Origin of the sequence: Kribbella sp. VKM Ac-2569 (assembly GCF_004216905.1) — a bacterium.
GTDB lineage: Bacteria > Actinomycetota > Actinomycetes > Propionibacteriales > Kribbellaceae > Kribbella.
In genome coordinates, this window is the sequence record NZ_SGXJ01000005.1 from 322,532 (window position 1) to 346,290 (window position 23,759).

The 23,759-nt window shown below is 68.2% G+C and carries 18 protein-coding genes; 6 read left to right on the forward strand and 12 right to left on the reverse strand.

What is annotated here, in order from left to right; translation table 11 throughout:
* Window positions 1-43: 43 nt before the first annotated feature.
* Together EV649_RS32480 and EV649_RS32485 are read left to right on the forward strand one after the other, a co-directional pair.
* Window positions 44-427 carry a DUF4870 domain-containing protein gene (locus EV649_RS32480; RefSeq protein WP_198682814.1) on the forward strand — a complete coding sequence of 128 codons (384 nt, stop codon included), beginning with the start codon at window positions 44-46 and terminating at the stop codon, window positions 425-427.
* 19 nt (window positions 428-446) lie between these two features.
* Window positions 447-1,259, forward strand: a complete 813-nt coding sequence (locus tag EV649_RS32485) for an aminoglycoside phosphotransferase family protein (protein ID WP_130387473.1) — start codon at window positions 447-449, stop codon at window positions 1,257-1,259.
* Here the strand turns inward: EV649_RS32485 and EV649_RS32490 are convergent.
* The 9 genes from EV649_RS32490 to EV649_RS32530 form a co-directional block, all read right to left on the reverse strand.
* Window positions 1,249-2,124 carry a GNAT family N-acetyltransferase gene (locus EV649_RS32490; RefSeq protein WP_241998957.1) on the reverse strand — a complete coding sequence of 292 codons (876 nt, stop codon included), beginning with the start codon at window positions 2,122-2,124 and terminating at the stop codon, window positions 1,249-1,251. The genes EV649_RS32485 and EV649_RS32490 overlap by 11 nt on opposite strands.
* Before the next feature lie 10 nt (window positions 2,125-2,134).
* A complete protein-coding gene (glgB, locus tag EV649_RS32495) occupies window positions 2,135-4,363 on the reverse strand; it encodes a 1,4-alpha-glucan branching protein GlgB (protein ID WP_198682815.1) in 2,229 nt (742 codons plus the stop codon).
* Window positions 4,364-4,475: 112 nt separating this feature from the next.
* Window positions 4,476-5,888, reverse strand: a complete 1,413-nt coding sequence (locus EV649_RS32500) for an aminoglycoside phosphotransferase (protein WP_130387476.1) — start codon at window positions 5,886-5,888, stop codon at window positions 4,476-4,478.
* On the reverse strand, window positions 5,889-7,589 hold the full coding sequence (treS, locus tag EV649_RS32505; protein ID WP_241999022.1) for a maltose alpha-D-glucosyltransferase: 1,701 nt from the start codon (window positions 7,587-7,589) through the stop codon (window positions 5,889-5,891). It lies immediately after the preceding gene.
* A gap of 279 nt (window positions 7,590-7,868) precedes the next feature.
* Window positions 7,869-8,120: a hypothetical protein gene (locus tag EV649_RS32510; protein WP_130387478.1), complete on the reverse strand. Its 252-nt coding sequence runs from the start codon at window positions 8,118-8,120 to the stop codon at window positions 7,869-7,871.
* Window positions 8,121-8,137: 17 nt separating this feature from the next.
* Window positions 8,138-8,347, reverse strand: a complete 210-nt coding sequence (locus EV649_RS32515; RefSeq protein WP_198682816.1) for a hypothetical protein — start codon at window positions 8,345-8,347, stop codon at window positions 8,138-8,140.
* A 49-nt stretch (window positions 8,348-8,396) separates the two neighbouring features.
* Window positions 8,397-8,612, reverse strand: coding sequence for a hypothetical protein (locus EV649_RS32520; RefSeq protein ID WP_130387479.1), 216 nt, complete (start codon window positions 8,610-8,612; stop codon window positions 8,397-8,399).
* A gap of 27 nt (window positions 8,613-8,639) precedes the next feature.
* On the reverse strand, window positions 8,640-9,248 hold the full coding sequence (locus tag EV649_RS32525) for a hypothetical protein (protein ID WP_130387480.1): 609 nt from the start codon (window positions 9,246-9,248) through the stop codon (window positions 8,640-8,642).
* Window positions 9,249-9,360: 112 nt separating this feature from the next.
* Window positions 9,361-10,467, reverse strand: coding sequence for an OmpA family protein (locus EV649_RS32530; RefSeq protein WP_241998959.1), 1,107 nt, complete (start codon window positions 10,465-10,467; stop codon window positions 9,361-9,363).
* Window positions 10,468-10,708: 241 nt separating this feature from the next.
* Between EV649_RS32530 and EV649_RS32535 the strand changes: the two genes are divergently transcribed.
* Window positions 10,709-11,263, forward strand: a complete 555-nt coding sequence (locus EV649_RS32535; protein WP_130387482.1) for a winged helix-turn-helix domain-containing protein — start codon at window positions 10,709-10,711, stop codon at window positions 11,261-11,263.
* Between the two features lie 27 nt (window positions 11,264-11,290).
* On the opposite strand, the gene EV649_RS32540 is transcribed toward EV649_RS32535, so the two are convergent.
* Both EV649_RS32540 and EV649_RS32545 read right to left on the reverse strand, forming a co-directional pair.
* Window positions 11,291-12,265 carry a type IV toxin-antitoxin system AbiEi family antitoxin domain-containing protein gene (locus EV649_RS32540; protein ID WP_130387483.1) on the reverse strand — a complete coding sequence of 325 codons (975 nt, stop codon included), beginning with the start codon at window positions 12,263-12,265 and terminating at the stop codon, window positions 11,291-11,293.
* A 165-nt stretch (window positions 12,266-12,430) separates the two neighbouring features.
* Entirely contained in the window at window positions 12,431-16,783 is a 4,353-nt protein-coding gene (locus EV649_RS32545; protein WP_241998960.1) for a S8 family serine peptidase, read from the reverse strand.
* Window positions 16,784-17,099: 316 nt separating this feature from the next.
* Here EV649_RS32545 and EV649_RS32550 point away from each other — a divergent pair, with 316 nt between their 5' ends.
* Both EV649_RS32550 and EV649_RS32555 read left to right on the forward strand, forming a co-directional pair.
* Entirely contained in the window at window positions 17,100-17,690 is a 591-nt protein-coding gene (locus tag EV649_RS32550; protein WP_130387485.1) for a winged helix-turn-helix domain-containing protein, read from the forward strand.
* An 11-nt stretch (window positions 17,691-17,701) separates the two neighbouring features.
* The gene (locus EV649_RS32555) at window positions 17,702-18,853 is read left to right on the forward strand and encodes a threonine synthase (RefSeq protein ID WP_130387486.1); all 1,152 of its coding nucleotides are present in this window, start codon (window positions 17,702-17,704) and stop codon (window positions 18,851-18,853) included.
* A gap of 82 nt (window positions 18,854-18,935) precedes the next feature.
* Here the strand turns inward: EV649_RS32555 and EV649_RS32560 are convergent, their stop codons facing one another.
* Window positions 18,936-20,924 (reverse strand): maltotransferase domain-containing protein, encoded by a 1,989-nt coding sequence (locus tag EV649_RS32560; protein WP_130387487.1) that lies wholly within the window; start codon window positions 20,922-20,924, stop codon window positions 18,936-18,938.
* Window positions 20,925-21,129: 205 nt separating this feature from the next.
* On the opposite strand from EV649_RS32560, the gene glgP reads away from it, so the two are divergent.
* Window positions 21,130-23,724, forward strand: coding sequence for an alpha-glucan family phosphorylase (gene glgP / locus EV649_RS32565; RefSeq protein ID WP_130387488.1), 2,595 nt, complete (start codon window positions 21,130-21,132; stop codon window positions 23,722-23,724).
* The last annotated feature ends 35 nt before the right edge of the window (window positions 23,725-23,759 follow it).

Consider the following 23,759-nt stretch of genomic DNA (forward strand, 5'->3'; position numbering starts at 1 on the left):
CTGTCACCGGTACAGACCGAAGACACCGCGAAAAGGAATCGGTGTGCTTGACTGGACTATGAGCACGCCGCTGTCAGGCTCTGAGGAACGCACGTGGGCGATGGTCGCGCACATCGGTGTGCTGATCGCGGCCTGGCTGGCGATGGGGTTCCTGTGCCCGCTGGTCATCTGGCTCGTCTTCCGGGACCGCTCGGACTTCGTACGGCGGCATGCCGTGGAGTCGCTGAACTTCCAGATCTCGCTGCTGATCTACTCGGCGCTCTCGGCCGTGCTGATCTTCATCACGTTCGGCCTCGGGGTGCTGATCGTCGTACCGCTGGTCGTGATCGGCGCGATCGCGGCACTGGTGGTGATCATCCTCGCGACGATCGCGGCGTCCGGTGGGAACGACTACCGCTACCCGTTGACGATCCGCTTCATCCGCTAGGACCTATAGGGTCGGCCCGGTGGAACTCATCGGGCAGGGGATGGAAGGGGCCGTCTACGATCTCGGCGACGGGACCGTGCGGAAGGTCTGGTTCGACCGCCGGCCGGAGGACGTGCGGCCGTTGCAGGCGTTCCTCGACGAGTTGCCGGAGTTGCCGTTCCGGACGCCGCGGATCCGGGAGATCACGGCGGGGGATGACGGGCTGGCGGTCAGCGTCGAGGACAAGCTGACCGGCGTGGCCTTGCACGAGGCCGGGCTGCCGGAAGACGTCGCGCTGGACTCGTTTGTCGCCGTGGTGGAGGCGTTGCGCGAGGTGGAGCCTGGGCCGGCGAGCAAGCAGATGCCGGTGCTGGGGCAGCCGTTCTGGGGGCGGTCCTGGGGTGAGAGTCTGGCGGGCTTGGTACGACGTCGCGCCGAAGCATCCAGCGTCCACCTGGAGCGTGATGTCGCCGGTTTCCCAGAACTGTTGGAGGAAGTGCTGGACGGCCTGGCCCAACTGGGGGATGCGTCGAGCGTTGTGCACGGGGATATTTGTCCGCCCAACGTGCTGATGGATGGGCAGCGGGTGGCGGCGGTGCTGGACTGGGGGTTCCTGTCGACCGCGGGAGACAGCACGTTCGAGGCGTCGCTGGCGGCCGGGTTCTTCGACATGTACTCGCCCAACGCGCGCCGTCTCGACGACCTGCTCACCGCCCGGTTCGAGGACCTCGGACACGATCGAGAGCAGATGCGGCTCTACCGGCGGGCGTACGCGATCATCACCGCCACGATCTACGACGAGAACGCCGCCGACGGCCACTACACCTGGTGCGTCAGCCAGCTCACGAGGTGATGGGGGAGCCGTTTCGGAGGTTGTGCAGTTGGTCTGGTGCGTCCAGGAGCATCGGGAGGCGGCGTGCGTTGAGCGGCGAGACCAGTCCGGCCAGCTTGTCCGGCGCGTGCCAGGAGATGCCCCGGATCTCGAACCCGTCCGGCTGCAACCGGTCGATCAGCGACGGGTCGTGTACGCCGCCGTCGTACAGGATCTCGACGGCGTCGCCCCAACCCTCCCAGCGCGGCAGCCAGTCGATCGCGAGTACGCCGAGCAGCGGGAGCGCCGTACCGAGCTCCTCCTCCATCTCGCGGGACGCACCGGTTGCCGGGTCCTCGTCCGGCTCGACCACCCCGCCCGGCAGCTCCAGGTCCTTCTTGTAGCTGACCTGGCACAGCAGCACCCGTCCACCGGTGTCGCGTACGACGACGTGCGCGATCACCCGCTTCTTCGGCAGCGTCGAGTCCATCAGCGCTGTCCAGCCCGTCACCGTGTCCGGACGCGGATCGTCGATGCGCATCCCGTACACGGCGACGTCGCGGCGCTCGCCCTCCACCAGCGCGGCCCCGCGCAGTACGCCCTCCCGCCGGAAACCGGACCGCACCGCGACCCGGGCGGAAGCATGCAGCGAAGGATCCACCTCGACCTGCAACCGCTCCAGACCGAGCTCACCGAACGCGTACTCGCTCACCAGCCGGAGCGCGCGCCGCGCCGCGTCGGAGTTCTCCACCGCCCAGACCACCAGGCCGACGCCAGGTGTGGTCCGGCGTACCTCGACCGTGCCGACCGGTGCGCCGTTCTCGACGTCGAAGGCGATCACCTTCGGATCTTGGCGCAACAGTCGCAGGGTCAGGTCACCATCGGTCAGCGGCGGTACGGCGGTCACGCCGTGAACGCTACCCGGTGAAGCGCAGGTACACCGTCGCCAGGGGTGGCACGGACAGCTCGGCACTGGACTTCATGCCGTGCCATTCCGGTCCGTCGGCCTCGACAGCGCCGAGGTTGCCCACACCGGATCCGCCGTACGAGGTGGCGTCGGTGTTGACGACCTCCTCCCAGCGACCGGCGTACGGCAGGCCGAGACGGTAGCCGTGGTGCGGGAGCGCGGAGAAGTTCGCGATGCATGCGACGGTCGGCTCGCCCTCCTCGCCGTACCGGACGAAGGAGAACACGTTGTTGCCGGCGTCGTTCGCGTCGATCCAGCTGAACTTCCCCGCGTCGTGGTCGGTCCGCCAGAACGCCGGGTTGTCCTTGTAGACCCGGTTCAGGTCGCGGACCAGGTCCTGCAGGCCCTTGTGGTCGCTGTGCTCCAGCAGCCACCAGTCCAGCTCACCCTTCTCCGACCACTCCGACTCCTGGCCGAACTCGCAGCCCATGAACAGCAGCTGCTTGCCCGGGTGCGCCCACATCATCGCCAGGTACGCGCGGAGGTTCGCCAGCTGCTGCCAGCGGTCGCCGGGCATCTTCCGCAGCAGCGACCCCTTGCCGTGCACGACCTCGTCGTGGGACAGCGGGAGAACGAAGTTCTCGGAGTACGCGTACATCATCGAGAACGTCAGCTCGTGGTGGTGGTACTGCCGGTGCACCGGCTCGTGCTCCAGGTAGCGGAGCGAGTCGTTCATCCAGCCCATGTTCCACTTGAAGCCGAACCCGAGTCCGCCGAGATGCGTCGCGCGGGTGACACCCGGCCAGGACGTCGACTCCTCCGCGACCGTGATCACGCCCGGGACCCGCTTGTAGAGGGTCGCGTTCATCTCCTGCAGGAACGACACGGCCTCGAGGTTCTCGCGGCCGCCGAATTGGTTCGGCACCCACTGGCCCTCTTGCCGCGAGTAGTCCAGGTAGAGCATCGAGGCGACCGCGTCCACGCGCAGGCCGTCGATGTGGAACTCCTCGGCCCAGTAGAGCGCGTTCGCGACCAGGAAGTTGCGCACCTGCGGCCGGCCGAAGTCGAACACCAGCGTGCCCCAGTCGGGCTGCTCGCCGCGGCGCGGGTCCGGGTGCTCGTAGAGCGGCGTACCGTCGAAGCGAGCCAGTGCCCAGGCGTCCTTCGGGAAGTGCGCCGGCACCCAGTCGACGAGTACGCCGATCCCGGCCTGGTGCAGCCTGTCGACCAGGAACCGGAAGTCGTCCGGGTCGCCGAACCGCGAGGTCGGCGCGAAGTACGACGTGACCTGGTAGCCCCACGAGCCGCCGAACGGGTGCTCCATCACCGGCATGAGCTCGACATGGGTGAAGCCCATCTCGTTGACATAGGCAACGAGCTCGTCGGCCAGCTCGCGGTACGACCTGCCCTTGCGCCACGAGCCGAGATGCACCTCGTACACACTCATCGGCTCGGCGTACGCCTCCGCGCCGGCGCGCTTGGTCAGCCAGTCGGAGTCGCTCCACTCGTACGTCGACTCGTGCACGACGGACGCGTTCGCCGGGGGAGTCTCGGCCAGGTTCGCCATCGGGTCGGCCTTCTGCCGCCAGACGCCGTCCCGGCCGCAGATGTCGAACTTGTACCTCGTACCCGGGCCGACGCCGGGCACGAACAGCTCCCACACGCCGGAGCCGCCGAGCGAACGCATCGGATGCGCGCGGCCGTCCCAGAAGTTGAAGTCCGCGGTCAGCCGGATGCCCTGCGCGTTCGGGGCCCAGACCGCGAACGACGTACCGGTCACGGCTCCGGTCGGGCCGTCGTACCGCCGGACGTGGGCGCCGAGCACGGTCCACAGCTGCTCGTGGCGGCCCTCGCCGATCAGGTGCAGGTCGACCTCGCCGAGCGACGGGAGGTACCGGTACGGGTCGTCGACCTCGCTCGCGGGACCGTCGGTGTAGGTGACCTCGAGGCGGTAGTCAGGGACCTTGTCGATATCGAGTACGCCGACCCAGATCCCGTCGTGCTCGTGCCGGAGCTCGAGCCGCTGGCCGTCGTACAGCACTGTCACGCTGTTCGCGTACGGGCGCAGCGCGCGGACGGTGACGCCGTGATCGCCGAGATGCGGGCCGAGCACCTGATGAGGATCGTGGAACGTGCCGGCGACCAGTCGCTCGAGATCGGTCCGAGCGACCGGAACCGCTGTCACCACAGGCTCGTCGGTCGCCACCACCGGCTCCTCAAAAGCTTCACGCTCTCCCATGAACACCATCCTGCCCGATCCAGACCCTCTACACCGCACCCCCGTACCCGTCGAGTCCCGAAGTACACAAACTCAATCGGTCAAGCGGCGCGGACGATGCTGCGGCGGGTGATTACTGTTCGGCCAATTGGGCGGCAGCCGACAGGGGGATCTGCAGCCAGCTCGGGCGGTTGCGGGCCTCGTACAGCGTTTCGTAGATGACCTTGTCCGCGAGGAACGCGTTCAGCAGCACGCTCTGCTGGCGCGGATCGCTGCCCGCCGCCTCGGCGTACCCGTCGCAGAAAGCCTGCTGGTTGCGGTTCACCCACTCCGCCGCGCGGTACGCGATCTGCTGATCGCCCTGGTGATCGGCCAGCAGCGACCGGGCCGCGTAGTCGAACGAGCGCAGCATCCCGGCGATGTCCTTCACCTCGGTGTCCAGCGCCCGCCGCTCGACCAGTGACTTGGCCGGCTCGCCCTCGAAGTCGATCAGCTTCCAGCCGTCGATGGTCCGCAGCACCTGACCGAGATGGAAGTCGCCGTGGATCCGCTGCACCGTCACCGGCTGGTTGTACGCCGCCAGCGCGTCGAACGCCCGCGCCAGTCCGTCGGCGTACGGCGCGAGCTCCGGAATCGCAGCAGCGGCCTTGTCGAGGCGGCGGCGCATCGCGTTCGCGTGCTCGACCACCTTGGCCGGCTCCCAGACGTCGGTACCGAGCGCCTTCGCGAGCTCGGAGTGCACCTGCGCCGTGCTCGCGCCGAGCCGGTGCGACTCGGCCGCGAAGTCACCGCCGACCTCCTCGGCGTGCAGGTCGGCCTCGGCGTACAGGTCCCGCACCGACGAGGTCGCGAACGTCCAGCCGTCGGTCGCGTTCTTCTGGAACGCCGTCATCATCGCCAGCTCACCGCTGTCCGTGCCGCCGCCCGCGCGCGGCCACCGACCACGCGCGGACCCCAGCACCTCCGGGACCAGATCGGACCCGGACTCGGTGAGCGCCGACTCGATCTCGACCCCGGGATTGCTCCCGGGCTCGAGGCGGCGGAACACCTTCAGCAGCGCGACGTCGCTGAACACCAGCGACGTGTTGCTCTGCTCGACCGTGAGGACCAGCGACTGCGCGTCCTCCGGCACCTCGATCGAGCCCTCCGGAGCCTGGACGGGATGGAACTCCAACCCGTCCAGCTGCCGTCCGTGCGTGAGCCCGTCCAGCCAGTACGGCGTCGCTTCCTTGTCGTGCAACGCGTCGTACACCCAGACGTCGGTGTCGCCGAGGTCCGGTTCGGTCCACTCACCGACCAGCGCGTGGCCGAGGTTCTCGACCGGCGCGCGGTGGTAGCTGAGCGGCAGCTGGTACACCCGGATCGGGGATTCCGCTCCGGGTGGCCCCGCACAGTAGACGAACCCGATCCGGACCGCGGGCCAGGCGTCCGCGTCGGAAAGCCACGTCGAGGTGGCCACCGCTTCGACGTGAACGTCGTGTCCCTTCTCGCCGAACCACCTCTGGCTCGCGCAGAAGGACTGGACCTGGTCCAGATGGGAAGTCACTTAAATGCTCTCCTCGTGGTCTTCCGGCTTCGCCACCGGCAGCCGGAACCAGTAGAAACCGTGGGCGCCGAGGGTCAGAAGGTAGGGCAACTCGCCGATCGTCGGGAAGTGCACACCGCCGAGCAGTTCGATCGGCTCCACGCCCTGCCACTGCCGCAGGTCCAGCTCGATCGGCTGCGGGAACCTCGACAGGTTGTTCACGCACAGCACCACGTCGTCGCCGAACTCCCGGACGTACGACAGCACGCTCGGGTTGGAGCCGCCCAGGTCGGTGAAGGTGCCCATACCGAACGACGGGTGCTGCTTGCGGGTCTGGATCATCCGCCGGGTCCAGTGCAGCAGCGACGAGGCGTTCTCCATCTCGGCCTCGACGTTCACCGCCTGGAAACCGTAGACCGGGTCCATGATCACCGGCAGGCTGAGCTTGCCCGGCGTCGCGGTCGAGAACGAGGCGTTGCGGTCCGGGGACCACTGCATCGGGGTGCGGACGCCGTCCCGGTCGCCCAGCCAGATGTTGTCGCCCATGCCGATCTCGTCGCCGTAGTACAGGATCGGGGAGCCCGGCAGGCTGAGCAGCAGCGCGGTGAACAACTCCATCTTGTTGGTGTCGTTGTCCAGCAGCGGTGCGAGCCGGCGGCGGATGCCGATGTTCGCCTTCATCCGCGGGTCCTGCGCGTACTCGCCCCACATGTAGTCGCGCTCTTCGTCGCTGACCATCTCGAGAGTGAGCTCGTCGTGGTTGCGCAGGAAGATGCCCCACTGGCAGGTGTCCGGGATCTCCGGCGTCTGGGCCAGGATCTCGGAGATCGGGAACCGCGACTCCCGCCGTACGCCCATGAAGATCCGCGGCATCACCGGGAAGTGGAACGCCATCTGGCACTCGTCGCCGCCGGAGTCCCGGTCGCCGAAGTACTCGACCACGTCGGCCGGCCACTGGTTCGCCTCGCAGAGCAGGACGCGGTCCTCGTAGTTCGCGTCCACCTCCTTGCGGACCCGTTTGAGGAACTCGTGGGTGCGCGGGAGGTTCTCGCAGTTCGTCCCGTCGACCTCGAACAGGTACGGCACGGCGTCCAGCCGGAAACCGTCGACGCCCAGGTCGAGCCAGAACTTCAGCGCCTCGATCATCGCGTCGCCGACGGCCGGGTTCTCGAAGTTGAGGTCCGGCTGGTTCGAGTAGAACCGGTGCCAGAAGTACTGGCTGCGCACCGGGTCCCAGGTCCAGTTCGAGGACTCGGTGTCGACGAAGATGATGCGCGCGTCGGCGTACTTCTCGTCGGTGTCGGACCACACGTAGAAGTCGCCGTACGGACCCTCCGGGTCCTCCCGCGAGGCCTGAAACCAGGGGTGCTGGTCCGAGGTGTGGTTCATGACGAAGTCGACGATCACCCGGATACCGCGGGCGTGTGCCTGCTGCAGGAACTCCGCGAAGTCGGCGACCGTCCCGATCTCCGGCATCACCTCGGTGTAGTGCGAGATGTCGTAGCCGCCGTCGCGCAGCGGCGACGGGTAGAACGGAGGTAACCAAAGACAGTCGACACCGAGCCACTCGAGATAGTCGAGTTTCTCGGTCAGGCCTTGCAGGTCGCCGATGCCGTCGGCGTTCGAGTCCTTGAAGGACCGCACGAGGACCTCGTAGAAGACGGCCCGCTTGAACCACAGCGGGTCACTCTTCGTCAGTCCGTGGTGCTGCTCCGGCAGCATGTCGGTCACGCTCACCTCCATCGGGTGTCATCAAACCTTAGGACCCGTACCCCGTTCGGGCGCACCTAAAAGGGGAGGGCAGTGCGTTGCGCCCGGACAACTCCCGGGAGTACAGCGGTGATGTGGTGACGCCGTCGGCCGGACGGGTCCGCAAGGCGTTCCGCACAGTCTGGCGGCCCTTTGCCAGTACAAGCAAATAGGGCTCGCGATCCGGCTGTACTGCGATTCGATGACGGCAGTTGCGACGGGCTTCGGCGCGGTCGGTTCACCGCGGCAGGATCACCGCCGCGGTGACCGCTCGTCACGCTGTTTCGCGGTCTGCTGGGCTGGACCACTGCGACCACCACCACGCCGGTACCGCCGCAACAGACCCCGGACGTTCACCGACTGCAGGCCTGGGTACGCCTCGTCTGCATTGACGTTCCGCCCCTCCTGCCCTTCCCCCGGAAGAATGACGGCGTCCGGCGTCAGTACGTCGTCCGGCCCCTGGGTGCCAGGACCGGGGTCGCTCCGGGACAGCTCCTCGCCCATCAGCCGGCCTCCTTCTCTCAGTCGGTCTCAACCGTGACGGTCAGCTGATCGGGTATGCCGGTCTCCGCGACCAGGAGCGCGATCGCTTCCCGGAGGTCGGCGATCGCGGCGTCGCGGGTATCGCCTTCGCCGTTCGCGAACGCTTCCGAGCTCAGCGCCGCCGCGGCGCACCAGGCGCCGTTCTCGTCCTGTACGACGGTGAAGGGCACAGTGATGTCGCGCTGCACTCCGCCTCCTGGTGACTCGGTGTTGCCGAAATCGTAGGACTGTTGTGGGTCAGTTGTCCGGGACGTCGACGTCGACGACGAGCTGCTCGGGGGCGCCGGAATCGGCTACTACGCGGGCGATCTGGAAGCGGAGGTCGTCGAGGGAGGCCTCGCGGGTCTCGCCCTCGCCGGAGACGAAGATGTCCGGGGTGAGCGCGGCCTCGGCGATCCAGGTGCCGTCCTCGTCCTGGCCGACGATGAAGGGAAGGTGGAGCTGGCGTCGCACGGTCTCTCCCTGGGTGATTCGCGCGGGTCAGTCGCGCGGGTCCGCGGCCTTGCGCGGACGGCGGGTGTACTTGGTGAAGCCGGCCCGCTCGGCGTCGGCCTCGGTGCGGAACCAGACCTCGGGCTTGGTGCGGCCGTAGTACGGCGAATCGGGCGTGTGGAACAGCATCGACCCCGCGTTCCCCTTGATCGTGAACCCGTCCGGCGGGCCTTGATGCGGCACCGCGTCGGCCGACCCCTCGCCGTACCGCCCAGCTGGTACGTCGGTTGGCGCGTCCGGAGCCGTGTCAGCAGTCGGCTGGATGTGGTCGAACAACGTCGCCTCCCCACCCATCAACTGCGAAAACACCGGCTGCTCAACCTCCCCACGCGAACCTGCAGGAGCTGCAGGAGCTGGCGCGGCTGTGGGAGGTGCCGGAGCTGCCGGAGCGGGCTCGGGCGCCGGGCTCGGCTGGGCCGGCGCGGCTGTCGGTGCCGGAGTGGCTCGCTTGGCGGGCGGCGCGGCTGGTGTTGGGGGAGCGAGGGTGGGGATTGCGGGGGCGGGGCGGCGGCGGTCGAGGAGGACCCAGGTGATGCCTGCGCCTACGACGAACGCGAGGAGGGAGCCCAGCCAGTTGTCTCGTAGTAGCCAGCTCATCAGCGTGCTCCTCCAGCCGAGTGGCGGACGAGTCTGTGCACCAGCCAGGCGGCCGCGCTTCCCAGTACGAACGCGACCAGCAGCAGAATCCAGGTCTCGGCGATCAGCCAGCTCATTCGTTCCCCTGCACTACTCGGATCTCGGCGCGGCGGTTCGCGACCCGCCCGGCGCCGGTGGCGTTGGATGCGATCGGGAACGCCTCGCCGTACCCGTGCGCGAGGATCCGGTCCGCACCGATCCCCAGCCGCACCAGTTCGGCCTTCAGCGCGGCGGCCCGGCGCTCGGACAGCGGCAGGCTGGTCGCGGGCGATCCCAGGTCGTCGGTGTGACCCGCCACCTCGACGCGCACCGTCGTACACGACTTGAGGACGGCGGCGGCCTTCACCACGGCGGGCTTCGACGCGTCGTTCACGATCGACGTCCCGGACAGGAAGTTGATCGGGTACTGCCGGCTGAACTGGGCCAGCCGGCTCGGGAAGGTACGGCACGGCTCGCTGACCGCGCTCTTCGGCGGCGCCGGGACCGCCAGCTCGTCCGCGATCACCGCGCCCGGAACGGCAGTCGCAGCGGCCCGGCCGATCGTCGCCTTGGTCGCCTGGTCCGGTACCTGACCGGACAACGTCACGGTCTGCCCGTCGTACCGCACCGAGGCGTCACCACCGCCGATCGCCAGCGCCCGCAGCAGCGCGGACACCGTCGACGCGTCGGCGAGCCCGTTCGCGGCGTCGATCGTCGTGCGGTCGTCGTACTCACGGTCCTCGCCGAGCACCTGCTCGACCTCGGCGGCGATCGCGTCTTTGACCGCCTGGCTCCGCACCGGCGCCTGGACCCGGATCGACCGATCCGTCCGCCCGACCTCGAACGCCGGTACGTCGGACTGCGGCGGCGTACTGCTGCTCGTCGGAGCAGGTGTCGGCGTGGTGCCGGTCGCCTGCCCGTTCACGAGCTCGACCGAGCGCACGCCGTCGACGCCGGAGACAACCTCGCGGACCACCGCCGGATCGACTCCGGACGGTACGGTGACGCGCGCGTTCCGGCCGTCGAAGTCGACGCCGCCGGCCTCGATACCGCGTGCTTTCAGGGCGGCCGTGGTGCGTTCGCGGAGGTCGTCCTCGGTGGTGCCGGCCCTGGCGGGAATCAGCACAGCCGTCAGCAGTACAGGGACTGCGAGGGCCGCGAGCAACCAGATGACGAGCGGCCGTCGAACGAGACCGGGCACTGTTCCTCCGTGGATGCGGTCAGAGTGACCGTGCGCGAGGAGACTACTCCGCTTGGCGGGCCGATCGCACACCTGTCCGGGGAGCGTCGCGAGGTTTTGCCAAGGTTTGCCTGTCCTGTCTCGGACAGGACGCATATGTGCCAGCCCGGCGGGCGGCGAATCGCTTGACTTAGTTCGCGCCGTGAACCGTACTTAGGTCCTGTCTGGGGAGGCCGGTTCGACTGGGAGGGGCGAGCTTGTGATGCCGATCGAGAGGCCGTCCGATTCGTCATTGATCATCGGGGTGGCCGCGTCCACGGCCGAACGAGTACACCTGGCCCGCCTGCTGGGCGGAGCCGACGCGCTGCTCCTGGTCTCGAACGCCGACCAGGCCCGCGCATTCCTGGAGCTGACCGGCGTCACGGTCGCCCCGAGCGCGGCGATCAGTGCGGCAGGCGGCGTACCGGATGTGCCGACCGTGGCGGCTGGCGAGCGCCGGATACAGGCGGTGCGTGAACCCGAGCCGGTCGCCGAGCTGCGCCTGGACGTCCACCGCCGGGTGGTCCGCTGGAAGGACCGCGAGATGCCGCTGACCCGGCTCGAGCACGACTTCCTGCACTGCCTGGTAGCGGAACCCGGCCGGGTCTGGACGTACCAGCGCCTGCACCACGCCGTCTGGGGCAACGAACACCTCGGCCACGGCTCGCACATCCACTCGGTCGTCAAACGCCTCCGCCAAAAACTCACCAACCTCGGCGCCACAGTAACCATCCACGCCGTCCGAGGCGTCGGCTTCCACCTCCTCCCCACCACCTGACCGGTTCGTAGTGGGGAATCCAGCTGGTCAGTTCAGGTTCGCTGCATTACCCAACCCGATCGGGCACTCGGGGCCGCATGCGGTGGGGAGGCCGGGCCAGCCGCGGGCGCGGAGGACCGTGGCGACCTGGACTGCAGCACCGCACGGATCACTCACGATCTGGTAACCGAACCGAAGGGTCGCCTTCGCCGCCATCAGCGCCGTGTTGTCCCTGGTCATATCGCGCCAGCGGGAGCGGGCGTCCTCATGTCCGGTACGACCGTCCAGCTCGACGATCAGGTCGTAGTCGTACTCCGTGTCGCGATAGACCACACCGTCCTCGCCGGCTACCCGAACCTGTCGCCTGGCGGCCGGAAGCCCGTGCGCTCGTTCGACCTTGCGTAGGTAGAAGAGCTCCAGGAACGACTGGACTCCGTCCGCGGCGTCACGCAGTACCTGGACGAGGAGGCCGTGCCGGGGGAGCTGCTGCATCCGGGCCAACTCGGCGAGCAGACGTTGTGGCGTCGTACGACGTTGACGACATACGTCGAGCACGAGCGCCGCCGCATCGTCCGGCCGGGACCGTCGACTCGCGACCGTCAGGACAGCGACTTCGAGCCGGACCATGGGCGGCTCCCGCGATCCGAGCACCCGGTCAGCGAAGTCGCGAGTTCGAGTGATGACAACTCCGGCCTCACCGCGCAACCTGCGCCGGTGCGGTATCTCCAGCTGGATCACCTCGCTCTGCGCCCGGTCGATCCCGTACTGCCGAAGCGCCGTTTCGCCGGCCAGCGCGGCCTCCGGCCCGTACGCCAGCCACGCGGCCCACAGCCGCGTCTCCCAGGGCACCGGCCCGGAGAAATGCACGTATGCCCCGCGATAGAGCCGCTGAATACGTCCCGCCCGGCTCCTCGCCGCGAGCGACCGGTCTGACATCCCCGACGCGTTCGCCTGTGCCCGGCTGAACGCACCCAGTTGCCGCCGCAAAACCTCTTCGAATTCCCGTTCCACCTCCAAGAACATGCACCGATCCCCACCACCAAACGCCCCCCAACCTCCCTCCTGTGCATAACTCCAGAGGACGGGGAGTCCTACCTGTCGTCCCAGGTGCGGTGGATTCCCCACCCCCTCGCAAAAGGGCTCGGCCCCCGGGCCAGAGTGGTCCGGGGGCCGAGCTTTGCTGCTTGGTTACTTGATTGACTTCAGGGCGAAGTCTTCGGTGACGGGGGTGCCGGCGACCAGCTTGGTGGTGCGGGTCTGGGGCTTGTAGCCGTCCTTCGCGGCGATCAGGGTGAGCGGGTTGTTGCGACGGTCGAGCCAGTAGGCGTACTTACCGTCCTTGTCGGTGATGAAGGTGTAGGACTGGGCCCACGAGTCCACCTGCACGATCGCACCCGGGAGGGCGGCGGAGGCGCCGGACGAGCTGACGCCCGTGACGGTGCCCTGCAGCTTGCTCCAGGTGGTGGGCGGGGTGACGTTCATCGTCACGCCGACCGGAGCGACCGTGTAGGGGGTGTTCTCGCCGATCGTCACGGCACCGCTGTAGGTGCCGGGCTGGTCGACGCTCGCGGAGAGCGTGACCTTGACGGTCGCCGACTGTCCCGGGGCCAGGGTGACCTCGGTCTGGTCGATGGACAGCCAGCTCACGTCCGCCGACGACTCGGAGCAGTCCTCGAGACCCGGCAGAGCCTCACTGTCCACAGTCGCGTTGAAGCTGCCGGACGAGCCGCCGATCTTGTAGAAGCCACACGCCGCACCACCGCGGTACCGCGGCAGGTTGGCGTTCGGCAGCGCGGTCCAGCTCTCGGACGACGGGTCGTACGAGAACCCGGCGTTGGTGACCGCACCGGCCTGGACACCGCCGACGATCAGCAGCTTCCCGCCCGCGACGGCGTACGACGCCGCCCAGTGGTCGGCCGGAGCGTCCGCGATCGCGGTCCAGGAGTCGGCTCCCGGGTCGTAGACGTACGCCGCCTTCAGCGAGTTCGTGCCGTCGTTACCACCGGCGCAGTACAGCTTGCCGTCGATGGCACCGCAGGACGCGAACGCGACCGACTGCGGGTAGTTCGCCAGCGTCTCCCAGGCGTTCGCCGATGCGTCGTACCGGACGACCGTGTTGCTCATCGGCAGACAGCCGGCGGTGGTGCACCCGCCGACGGCGTACAGCTTGCCGTCGAGCACGGCCTGACCGGCCGCGGCCCGCGGGGCCGGGTTGGCGGCCAGTGCGGTCCAGGCGTTGGCGGCCGGGTCGTAGGACCAGGTCTCCGGCGCCGGGCCGGACGGTCCCCAGCCGGAGCTGGCGATGATCTTGCCGCCGATCACACCGACGCTGATGGCGTTGCGAGCACCCGGCAGCGGGGCGATCGCGGTCCAGGCAAGTGTCGCCGGGTCGTACACGTAGCTGTTCCCGGTCGACGCACTACCGTTGCCACCGGCAATCGAGTAGGTCTTGCCCTCGAGGCTGACCACCCGGTTGTCCATCACGGACGCGGGGTAGTCGGCGATGTCGGCCCACGGAGCCGCCATCGGCTTCGCGGCGGCCGGCGCGGCGCCGGTCTTGCCGGTCAGCATCCGGGCGAACGAGGTGTCCACGGCGAGCCGCTGCAGCGGTGCGCCGGGCCCGTTCTCCACCTGGGCCTTGGTCGTCGTGCTGCCGTTCGCATTCTGCAGGACGAAACCGCTGTCCTTCTCACCGAACTTCACGTCGACGTCCGCGCCGCCGGTGTTCGTGACGTTGAACGACTTGGTCACCTTGCCGGTCGGCAGCTTCAGGTTGCCGGTGACAGTGCCCGGCGTGACGGCCAGCTGGCCGGCCTTGAGTGTGTAGTCGGCCGCGGTCGTCCAGTCGGCCTCGACCCCGACGGTCGCGGTCGAGCTGACGTAGTTGCCGGCCTTGGCGGTGAAGCTCTGGTTGCCGTCCGCGGACGAGTAGAGCCAGTAGAACCCGTCGTTCAGACCGGTGTCCTCGGGCGTTGCCACGGTGGTCGCGGACTCGCTGCTGCCGTCACGCGTGACGACGGCACCGTTCACGAAGCCGCTCGTGTTGGCGTCCTTGACGTTGCCGACGACGATGCCGCCGCCGGTCGGCACACAGCTGATCTGGCTGCCGACGAGGACGTTGTCGACCTCCCACCACCATTCGTACGACGCGTTGTAGTAGTGGAACCGCACCTGGACCGCGGACTTGCCGGCCGCCTGCGGAATCGCGATCTCCTTGACGCCACGCGCGTCGACGGACTGCGTGAGCACGTTGCTCCAGGTGGCGCCGCCGTCGATCGACAGGTCGACGTCGCCCTTCTCACCGCCGAGGTAGTTCAGGTCCTGGTTGAACCGGATCACCGGAGCGGTGACCGAGGTCAGGTCCACGACCGGGCTGACCAGCGACGTGTCCTGCGACCCGCCACCGCCGTACTTGTCACTGTCGATGACGGCGAACTTGCCGCTGCCGCCGGCCAGGTTGCCCCGGTTGCCCGGGTCGTCGAACTTCCAGACCTGACCGTTGCCCTTGTTGTCGACGACGGTCCAGCCGCTCGGCGCGGCACCGGAGTCGAAGGTCTCGTAGACGCCGTCCGAGCCCCACTTGTAACCGGGCGCGGTGGTGCACGAGGTGCCGTCGGCCGGTACGGCGATGTTCTGCGTCAGGTTGCCGCTGCCGACCGTGATCGGCTGGCTGATGGCCTGGTAGCCCGGGTACTTCGACTCGACCTTGAGCGAATACGCCGCACCGGACGGGACCTTGAGGCTGTACCGGCCGTTGCTCGGGGTCGTGTAGTCGAACACGCCACCCGGGCCCTCGACCGACACCTTCGCGTACAGCGGCCAACCGTGGCCGGAGCCGTCCGTGACGGTGCCGCCGACGCTCACCTGCGGAGTGCTGACCAGAGCGAAGTTCTTCGTGGTGGTCTGACCGGTGGTGATGGTGGCGGTGGCGGTCTGCGTCGCGTAACCGAACGATGCGACAGTCAGGTTGTAGTCGCCGGCCGGCAGCACGGAAGAGAACGTTCCGTTGCTGCTGGTGGTCAGCGTCTTGTCCGGCTGGCCGTCCGCCTTCACCGTCACGCTGGCGCCGGCGAGAGCAGCACCACCGGTGGCGGCGGTGACGGTGCCGGAGAGCGTGCCGGTGTCGCCGATCGGCGCCGCGTTCAGGAGCGCGAGCGCATCCAGACGGCCCTGACCGAAGACGTTGTTGTTCGCGTCGGTGCCGCCGCACTGGCTGTTCGGCGTGTCGATCGCGGTCGAGTCCAGCAACGCCCGCGTGGCGGCGACGTCACCCTTGAGGGACGGCGAGGCCGACCACAGCAGGGCCACGACGGCCGTCAGGTGCGGTGTCGCCATCGACGTACCGTTGAACGCGCCGTACGTGTTGCCCGGCAGGCTCGAGCGGACGTTGACACCCGGGGCCGAGATGTTCGGCTTGATGGTGCCGCCCTGACCCACGCCGCGGCCGGAGAACGACGCGATGTTGTTGTTGATGTCGTAGGCGCCGGCCGAGTAGTTGCTCGTCAGGCTGCCCGGTGAGCCGGAGGTGTTGCAGCCGCCCTCACCGCTGTTGCCGTTGGCGAACGTCCCGAAGATCCCGGACGCGGTCCAGGCCAGGGTGATGTCCTCCATGAACGGGTCGTTCGACGGCAGCGTCGAGCCCCACGAGTTGTTGATGACGTTCGGCCGCTTGCTCGCGTCCGGGTTCTGCCCGGCGAGGTCGGTCGGCTCGAGCATCCACTGGCCGGACGTGATCAGCGCGGCGTCGCTCGGGCAGCAGCCGTTCGCGGCGATCCACTTCACGCCCGGGGCGACACCGATCTGGTTGCCCGCGCCGTCGTCGCCGACCATGGTGCCCATCGTGTGGGTGCCGTGGCCGTTGCCGTCGGCCGGCGCGTTCGGCGAGGTGCCGGCCGCGTCGAACCAGTTGTAGTTGTGGTTGAAGGTGCCGTCACCGTTGTTGCCGCGGTACTGGTTCACCAGCGCCGGGTGGTCGTACTGCACACCGGTGTCGATGTTGGCGACGACGATCCCCTCGCCCTTGTCGCCGTACTGCGACCAGACCTGGTTCGCCTTGACGTTGGCGACACCCCACTCGACGGCCTGGATCGCCTTCTGCTGCTGGCCCGGCGTGACCTTCGGTACCTCGATCTGCACGGGCGCGTACAGGCCCTCGACCTCGGTGTGACCGGCCAGGTTCTGGGCGAGTTCGAGCGAGCCGCTCTCGATGCGGATCGCGTTCGTGCCCCAGAAGGACTGGTACTTCACGTGCTGCGCGTCCAGCTCGGCGCGGATCTTCGCCTGGCTGTCCGCGGCGGCCTTCTTCAGCGCGGCGGCCACTGCGGTGCCGCGCTCGTTCCAGTTGGTGATCTTGCCGGCGGCGGTCAGGTCGGCCTTGGCCGCGAACCGGACCCAGTAGTCCGTCGCGGACTTGGCGTCCTTGCCGTCCAGCTTCTCCAGCAGTTCTGGCTTGATCTTAGAAGCCGGTGTTGCTTCCGGCTTGGTGGGCGGTGAAGCCTGGGCCTGGCCGGCGGCGGCCAGACTGGTTGCGACGACTGCCACCGTCGCGAGGGCACCCACCAGTGATCTGGCGAGTCCCTTTCGGTGATGTGACATCTCTGCAGCCCCTCACTTGAAACGACCCCGAGTCGACTCCCCCGAGTCATTTGCTGCAGGAGGGCGTGAAAGAACGCTCCGTGCCCCCCAGGTCGCGGCGTGTGACACCGCAAGCCTGACGTGGACCTTATGTGTCAGAACAACGTGGTAACAAGCACACCTGGTGAGCAACTTGTGACTAGCTGTCGCGCCGATCGAGGCAACCTGGGCAAACGTTGGCATTCCGTTGACGATCCGAGGCAGATGTTGACATCGTGATCAGATGGTCACCGCCCGTGTCGATCTGACAGCGACCAGATCCGAACCGTTCCCGCTGCTCATCGCGGTCGCGGCCTCACCCGAGCAGCGCGTCCGGCTGGCCGAACTCGTCGACGACGTCGCGCCGCTGCTCCTGGTCTCCAGCCTCGACGAACTGCGCAGACTGCTGGTTCCCGCTGAACAACCACCGCCCGCCGCACCTGGGCAGCCCGAGCCGCCGGAACCCGATGCGGTCGAGGCCACTACCGTCCGGGCAACCGGCGAGGATCCCGAGGCCGACGTACTCACCATCGATCGGGCTCGTTCGGTCGCGCGCTGGCGGGGTGACGAGATCCAGTTGACCGAGCTCGAACAGGAGCTGCTCAGTCGGCTGATGTCCGCGCCGCTGCGCGTCTGGTCGTACGACGCTCTGCACCACACCGTGTGGCGGGACCGGAACATCCGCGGCACCGCCGACGTGCACTCGGTGGTGAAGCGACTGCGCCGCAAACTCGACGACCTCGGTACGACGGTCACGATCGACGCCGTCCGCGGCATCGGGTTCCGGCTCACCGATCACCAGCGCCCGATGATCACCGATCTACGCGCGGGGTAGTTTCTGTTGTCGTGACCTTCTCCGCACTGACTCATCTCGAGTGTCCTCGTTGTGGCGCCACCCATGACGCCGATCAGATCATCGGCCTGTGCCCGTGCGGGTCGCCGCTGCTCGCGCGGTACGACGTACCAACGCTTCGCAAGGAGGACCTGGCCTCGCGGGCGCCGGATCTGTGGCGGTATCACGAGCTGCTGCCGGTGCGGTCGTCCGAGAACGTGGTGACGCTGGGGGAGGGGATGACGCCGCTCCTGCCGTTGCCGCGGTACGGCGCTGAGCTCGGGGTGGATCGCCTGCTGATGAAGGACGAGGGCCTGATCCCGACCGGGACGTTCAAGGCGCGGGGCGCCGCCGTTGGTGTGTCCCGCGCGTACGAGGTCGGCGTCCGGAAGATCGCGATGCCGACGAACGGGAACGCCGGGTCGGCCTGGGCCGCGTACGCCGCGCGCGCCGGGATGGAGGCGTTGATCGCGATGCCGATCGCCGCGCCGGAGATCTGTCGGCGCGAGGTGACGGCGGTCGGCGCGCGGCTGCAGTTGATCGACGGGCTGATCGGCGACGCGGCGGCGTACATCCGGGAGCAGTCCGGGTACTTCGACGCGTCGACGTTGAAGGAGCCGTACCGGATCGAGGGCAAGAAGACGATGGGCCTGGAGATCGCGGAACAACTCGGCTGGCAGTTGCCGGACGTGATCGTGTACCCGACCGGCGGCGGCGTCGGCATCATCGGCATCTGGAAGGCACTGAACGAACTCCGCGACCTCGGCTGGATCGACGGGCCACTGCCGCGCCTCGTCGCCGTCCAGTCGACCGGCTGTGCGCCGATCGTCCGCGCGTGGGAGAAGGGCCTCCCCGAGAGCGAGCCGTGGGTCGGCGCCAACACGGTTGCCTTCGGCATCACTGTGCCCAAAGCCCTTGGCGATTTCCTTGTACTACAGGCGATCGCGGAAACCGGCGGCTGCGCGATCGCGGTCGACGACGAGGACATCCTCGCCGAGCAACATCAAGTAGCTCGGATGGAAGGCGCCTTCATCTGCCCCGAAGGCGCCGCCAACTTCGCCGCAATCCGCGCACTCCGCGAATCCAACTGGATACAAGCCAACGACCAAGTAGTAGCCCTGAACACCGGCGCAGGCCTCAAATACCCGGAGACCGTCCCGCTCTAACTGGGGATAGTTCCTGGGGACTGGGCAGAGGCTATTGCCTGTGCTCAGTCCCCAGCGGGTGTCGCATGTTCGGCGGACTAGTTCAGGCTTGGCCGCGGCGGACGGCGAGGATGTGGGCGGGTTCGCCGTTGGGGTCTAGTTTCACGTAGTTCTGTTGGCCCCAGCGCCACGTGGCCCCGGTGATTTCGTCGTACACGGTGAAGGTGTCTTCAGGGCGCATGCCGAGGGCGGTCATGTCGAGGTGGACCATCGATTCGCGGACCGAGTGCGGGTCGGTGTTCACGACGACGATGATGGTGTCGCTGTGGCCGTCGGGTGCGGTGGAGCGCTTCGAGTAGCACATGATCGCTTCGTCATCGACCGAGTGCAGTGTCAGGTTGCGCAGTTGCTGCAGGGACGGGTGCCGGCGACGGATGTTGTTCAGCAGCGTCAGGTATGGCGCCAGCGAGCGGCCCTCGGCCTCCGCGGCCTCCCAGTCCCGCGGGCGGAGCTGGAACTTCTCGGTGTCCAGGTACTCCTCCGAGCCGGGCCGCAGCGCGACGTGCTCGAACAGTTCGTACCCGGCGTACACGCCCCAGGCCGGTGACGACGTCGACGCGATCGCCGCGCGGATCTTGAACGCGCCGGGACCGCCGTACTGCAGGTACGCCGTGAGGATGTCCGGTGTGTTGACGAAGAAGTTCGGCCGCAGGAAGTGACCGGTCTCCTTGGTCAGCTCCTCCAGGTACTCCTCCAGCTCCCACTTCTCGTTGCGCCAGGTGAAGTACGTGTACGACTGGTGGAACCCGACCTTCGCCAGTTCCTGCATCATCGGCCGCCGGGTGAACGCCTCGGACAGGAACACCACGTCCGGGTCGGTCTTGCGGATCTCGCCGAGCAGGTACTCCCAGAAGTTGACCGGCTTGGTGTGCGGGTTGTCGACCCGGAACACCGTGACGCCCTTGGAGATCCACAGCCGGACGATCCGCAGTACTTCGGCGTAGATGCCTTCGGGGTCGTTGTCGAAGTTGATCGGGTAGATGTCCTGGTACTTCTTCGGCGGGTTCTCGGCGTACGCGATCGAGCCGTCGGCGCGCTCGGAGAACCACTTCGGGTGTTCCTTCACCCACGGGTGGTCCGGCGACGCCTGCAGGGCCAGGTCGATCGCGACCTCGAGGCCGACCTCGCGGGCCCGGCCGACGAAGTACTCGAAATCCTCGAACGTGCCGAGCTCCGGGTGGATCGCGTCGTGGCCGCCGTCCTCGGAGCCGATCGCCCAGGTCGAGCCCGGGTCGCCCGGCTTCGGGTCGAGGGTGTTGTTCGGGCCTTTGCGGAACGAGTGGCCGATCGGGTGGATCGGCGGCACGTAGAGGATGTCGAAGCCCATCTTCGCGACCGCTTCGAGCCGCAGCGCCGCGGTTCGGAACGTCCCGGACTTCCACTGACCGGCTTCTTCGTCGTACTCCGCACCTTCGGAGCGCGGGAAGAACTCGTACCAGCTGCCGTACAGCGCGCGGGTCCGGTCGACCCACACCGGGTACGTCTCCGAGGAGGTGATCAGCTCGCGCACCGGGTAGCGACCGAGGGCCGCCCGTACCTGCGGGGAGATGCCCGCGGCCAACCGCGCCTCCGGCGGCAGCGCGCCGTTCGCCAGTGCGTGCGCGGCATCGCTCAGCGTGCCGCGGTCCGCCCGTACGGCGGGTGGTACGCCGGCGGCCGCGCGGTCGAAGAACGCGGCGCCCTCGGCGAACATCAGGTCGACGTCCAGGCCGGCCGGGATCTTGATCTCGGCGTTGTGCCGCCAGGTCCCGTACGGGTCGCTCCAGCCCTCGACCGCGAACGTCCACGCGCCCTGCTCCTGCAGCGTCACGTCGACGGTCCAGCGGTCGCTGCCCTGACCGACAGGGGCCATCAGCATCCGTCTGGTCTGTCCCGACGGCGAGGTCAGTACGACGTTCGCGTTCACCGCGTCATGGCCTTCCCGGAAGACCGTGGCCGCGATGGTGAACGTCTCGCCCACCGCGGACTTCGCCGGATAAGCTCCGGCGTCGACGGTCGGGGTGACGTCGGTGATCGGGATGCGCCCAGTCATGGCGTAGACGAACCTGCACTCTCCGATAGAGGAACCGTCGGATTGTGGATCCGGCGGTTGGGTAAGTACGTCGGGAACTGCACTGCTGACGTTATCGGTTCCCAGAGCCTGTCCGTGACATGCAGAGCTGCAAATTCTTGCTCGCGTTGCAAGATCGATGCATCCCGAAGGTGTTCTACGGCCCGAGGGCCGGTACGGTGTCCCGGTGCGAGCGATACGACGATTTTCCGTCCGCCCTGTCCTGCCTGAGCAGCTGACCGGGCTGGGCACCCTGGTGAACAACCTCCGCTGGGCCTGGCACCCGGAGACGCAGGACGTCTTCGAGGCCGTCGACCCGCAGTTGTGGCGGAGCACCGGCGGTGACCCGGTCAAGCTTCTCGGTGAGGTCCCGGCGGCCCGGCTCGACGAGCTGGCCAACGACCATGCATTCCTGCGCCGGCTGGAACTTGCTGTAGCCGACCTGGACAGCTATGTGACCGAAGACCGGTGGTTCCAGACCGCGGGCGGTTCGCCGCTCGACGCGGTCGCGTACTTCTCCCCGGAGTTCGGCATCACCCACGTGCTCCCGCAGTACTCGGGCGGTCTGGGCATCCTTGCCGGTGACCACCTGAAGGCGGCCAGCGACCTCGCCGTACCGCTGATCGGCGTCGGCCTGCTGTACCGGCACGGGTACTTCGCTCAGTCGCTGAACCGTGAGGGCTGGCAGCAGGAGCGTTACCCCCTGGTGGATCCGGACGGGCTGCCGATCAGCCTGCTCCGGGATGGTGACGCACCGGCGACCGTGACCCTGACGCTGCCCGGCAACCGCGAGCTGCACGCGCAGATCTGGGTCGCCCAGGTCGGCCGGGTGCCGCTGCTGATGCTCGACTCCGACATCGAGGAGAACGAGCCGTCGGAGCGCGAGGTGACCGACCGGCTGTACGGCGGTACGACCGAGCACCGGCTGCTCCAGGAGCTGCTGCTCGGCGTCGGTGGTGTCCGCGCGGTCCGCACGTACTGCCGGATCACCGGCCACGCGGCGCCCGAGGTGTTCCACACCAACGAGGGCCACGCCGGCTTCCTCGGTATCGAGCGGATCCGCGAGCTCGCCGCCGAGAAGGATCTCGACTTCGACACCGCGCTCGAGGTCAACCGCGGGGGCACCGTGTTCACCACGCACACCCCGGTCCCGGCCGGTATCGACCGGTTCCCGGTCGAGCTGATCCAGCAGCACTTCTCGCCCGACGTGTTCGGCCCGGAGGTCCCGGTCGACCGGATCCTCGAGCTCGGCGCCGAGGACTTCGAGGGCGGCGACCCAGCACTGTTCAACATGGCGATCATGGGGCTGCGGCTGGCGCAGCGCGCGAACGGCGTGTCGAAGCTGCACGGCGTGGTCAGCCGCGGGATGTTCGCGGGGCTGTGGCCGAGCTTCGACTCGATCGACGTGCCGATCACCTCGATCACCAACGGCGTGCACGCGCCGACGTGGGTGGCGCGTGAGGTGCACGACCTGACGTACGCGAACTACACCGCCGACGGCGACTCGGTGTTCGAGGGTCTGGACAAGACCACCGACGCGCAGATCTGGGAGACCAAGCGGCTGCTCCGGCAGCGCTTCATCGACGACACCCGTTCGCGGGTGCGGCAGTCCTGGATCAACCGCGGCGCGAGCGAGGCCGAGCTCGGCTGGGTCGACTCGATCCTCGACCCGGACGTCCTGACGATGGGCTTCGCCCGGCGGGTTCCGTCGTACAAGCGGCTGACGCTGATGCTGCGCGACCCGGAGCGGCTGAAGGCGCTGCTGCTGCACCCGGAGCGTCCGGTGCAGATCGTGATCGCCGGCAAGGCGCACCCGCACGACGAGGGTGGCAAGAAGCTGATCCAGGAGATGGTCCGCTTCGCCGACGACCCGGAGGTGCGGCACCGGATCGTGTTCGTGCCGGACTACGACATCGCGCTCGCGCAGCCGATGTACCCGGGCACCGACGTCTGGCTGAACAACCCGCTGCGTCCGTACGAGGCGTGCGGCACGTCCGGGATGAAGGCCGCGCTCAACGGTGGACTCAACCTCTCCATCCGCGACGGGTGGTGGGACGAGTGGTACGACGACGAGTTCGGCTGGGCGATCCCGTCCGCCGAAGGGATCGAGGACACCGACCGCCGCGACGACCTCGAGGCGCACGCGCTGTACGACCTGATCGAGAAGCAGGTCGCACCGCGCTTCTACGACGGTGACGTGCCGACCCGCTGGATCGAGATGCTGCGGCACACGATCAAGGAACTCGGCCCGAAGGTGCTCGCCACCCGGATGGTCAAGGACTACGTCGAGCAGCTGTACGTGCCGGCGGCGCAGTCGTCGCGGGCCCTCAATTCGACGTACGACGGTGCTCGTGAACTGGCCGCGTGGAAGCAGAAGGTCCGGGCGGCGTGGCCGCAGATCCGGGTCGACCACGTGGAGCTCGAGGGCCTCGGCGACGTACCGCAGCTGGGCACGACCGTCGGGATCCGCGCCTTCGCGGCGCTCGGCGACCTCGCCCCGACCGACATCTGCGTCGAGGTGCTGCACGGTCGCGTCGACACCAATGACGAGATCGCGGACCCCGTCCGCGCCACGCTCTCGCTGGCCGAGACGTACGAGGGCAACCGGCATCGGTACGAGGGCGAGCTGAAGCTGGACCGCACCGGGCCGTTCGGTTACACGGTCCGCGTCGTCCCGAACCACACCGGCCTCGCGAGCGTCGCCGAACTCGGCCTCGCCGCCGGCCCGTCCGACCCGGACGACCCGTCCACCCCCGACCTCCCCGCCGGCTCGGAGTTCTGAGCCTCCACCACAAAAGACACACCTCCGCCTGCCTC